General features: G+C 65.2%; 1 protein-coding gene. It reads right to left on the bottom strand.

Annotated features, from left to right (window positions below):
* Positions 1–101: 101 nt before the first annotated feature.
* A partial coding sequence (gene rpiA / locus MOV75_RS40730; RefSeq protein ID WP_247008495.1) for a ribose-5-phosphate isomerase RpiA occupies positions 102–693 on the bottom strand: 592 nt, incomplete at its 5' end.

The following is a 693-nucleotide window of genomic DNA, read 5'->3' as shown; positions in this document are numbered from 1 at the left end:
AGCCTTGGGCGCCGCCTGCTGCGCCACGGCCGGCGCGACCGAGAGGGCCAGGCCCACAGCGAGGGTCGCAGCCGGCAAAAATTTCAAAACGCTCTTCATTCCTAGTCTCCTTTCGGCTTACGCCGTTCAATCACGCGAATTCCCTCGCCACCCGCCAGAACAGCGGAGCTGGCCAAGCCGATGAACAAGCCATGCTCGACCACGCCGGGGATGGCGCTCAACGCCTTGGCGAGACCGGGTGGATCCACAATACGTCCGAGATGGGCATCGACGATCCAGTGGCCGCCATCGGTGACGAAAACGTGGCCGTCCTTGTCCCCTCCCTTGGCCTTGCGGACCGCCATTTGCCCGGAAACGCCGCACTCGGCAAATGCCTTCTCGATCGCGCGGCGCGTCGCGCCGAGGCCGAACGGGATGACTTCGACCGGCAGCGGAAAGCGGCCGAGCGTTGGTACCCATTTGGTGTCATCGGCAATCACGATCATGCGATCCGAAGCGGCCGCCACGATCTTCTCGCGCAGCAGCGCGCCGCCGCCGCCCTTGATCAAATTGAGCTCAGGATCGATCTCGTCGGCGCCGTCGACGGTGATGTCGAGATGGTCGATCTCATCGAGCGTGGTCAGCGGCACGCCGCAGCGCTCCGCATCCGCCCGCGTCGCTTCCGACGTGGGCACGCCGATCACCTTGAGCACG

This window comes from Bradyrhizobium sp. PRIMUS42, assembly GCF_023006515.1.
GTDB lineage: Bacteria > Pseudomonadota > Alphaproteobacteria > Rhizobiales > Xanthobacteraceae > Bradyrhizobium.
Note: the sequence above shows the minus strand (reverse complement) of the source record. Positions and strands in the feature narration are given on the sequence as shown.